Source organism: Flavobacterium sp. J49 (assembly GCF_011742145.1).
Taxonomy (GTDB): Bacteria; Bacteroidota; Bacteroidia; order Flavobacteriales; family Flavobacteriaceae; genus Flavobacterium.
Genome location: NZ_JAAQQU010000100.1, coordinates 1,136 through 2,987, shown reverse-complemented (window position 1 = coordinate 2,987; position 1,852 = coordinate 1,136). Strand labels below are relative to the sequence as shown.

Here is a 1,852-nt window from a genome sequence, read left to right as displayed (position 1 = left end):
CTACCAGCGGAACTTACTACATCAAAAGTACTGCGGGTTCTTGTTTTGACATTGAGCCGGTAACGGTAACCATAAATCCCGCACCGGTTTTAAGCATTACCAATCCTGCAGCAGTATGTTCTCCTGCAACAGTGAATTTAACCTTACCGGCAGTAACAGCAGGCAGTACAGGAGGCGGCACTTTGACTTATTGGACTGATGCAGCAGCTACTATTGCATTGACTACTCCAACAGCAGTGACTACTAGCGGAACTTATTACATCAAAAGTACAGTTGGTTCTTGTTTTGACATTGAGCCGGTAACGGTAACCATAAATCCCGCACCGGTTTTAAGCATTACCAATCCGACAGCAGTATGTTCTCCAGCCACGGTGAATTTAACCTTAGCTTCAGTAACTGCTGGAAGTACAGGTAGCGGCACTTTGACTTATTGGACTGATGCAGCAGCTACTGTTGCATTGGCTACGCCAACAGCAGTGACTTCCAGCGGAACTTATTACATCAAAAGTACTGTTGGTTCTTGTTTTGACATTGAACCGGTAACAGTAACCATAAATCCTTCGCCAGTTTTGAGTATTACAAATCCTGCCGCGGTTTGTTCTCCTGCCACGGTAAATTTGACATTACCCTCAGTAACAGCAGGAAGTACAGGAGGCGGAATTTTGAGCTATTGGACTAATGCAACAGCTACTACAGCATTAACAATACCAACAGCAGTAGCCACTAGTGGAACTTACTATATTAAAAGTACAGTTGGTTCTTGTTTTGATATAGAACCGGTCACAGTCATCGTTAATCCAACTGTAACGCCTACTTTCAATATTTCCCAAACAACGGTATGCTCAGGAGGAACTATTACACCATTACCAACAACATCATTAAATGGTATTTCCGGGAGTTGGTCACCGACACTAAACAATACTGCTACTACTACTTACACTTTTAATCCTGTATCAAGTATTGCAGTTCCATGTCCTGTCTCGGTTACTTTTCAAATTGTTGTAATCCCTCAAATTGATCCGGTAGTTTCGATAGTTGAATCTTGTAATTCAAACTCGGTAACTGTAACTAATCCAGTTGGGTTCAATTATGAATATTCTCTAGATGGGGGTGCCTATCAGTCAAACCCTATTTTTAATAATTTAGCAACAGGAAACCACAGCATAGTTGCTTTACAAACTTTGGCGAATTGTGTTTCTAATGCAACCAATTTCACTATTAATACAATTACAAATGATGTAGTTGTAACTAATCCTCAACCTTTACATTATTGTGACCCAAGTAATGATGGTTTTGTCACTTTTAACTTGTCACAAATTATTAATTCGGTTACCGGTGGTAATTCATATTCAGTTACTTTTCATGAAACTTTAACCGATGCCAATACTGGAGGAACTCCTATTCCTGATATTGTTAATTATGATAATATTAATCCATGGTCACAACTTATTTACATTAGAGTTGAATCAAATACTTCAAGTTGTTTTGAGATAGTTCCTTTGCAGTTAATAGTAGACCCAACACCTGAAGCAACTGAGCCGGATGATTATGTACTATGTGATTACACAGGGCAAACCGGTTTTGAAAGTTTTGATTTAACCACTACAATACCGCAGATTTTAGGAGCTATTGACCCGACTACTGTTACAGTTACTTTCCACACCACTTTTGCTAATGCCCAAGGCGATGTTAATGCTATTGGCGGTGTTACCAATTACATCAACCAAACGCAGTGGAATCAAACTGTATATGTACGAGTAGAGTTTAACACCACGGGTTGTTATGATATAGTGGAACTGGACTTAATGGTAAATCCACTACCGAATGCTACCCAACCGAATTATCCGCAATA

At 39.7% G+C, this 1,852-nt stretch carries 1 protein-coding gene; it reads left to right on the top strand.

The window, feature by feature from the left end; genetic code table 11:
- A partial coding sequence (locus tag HA632_RS05585) for a hypothetical protein (RefSeq protein WP_176306227.1) occupies positions 1-1,852 on the top strand: 1,852 nt, incomplete at both ends.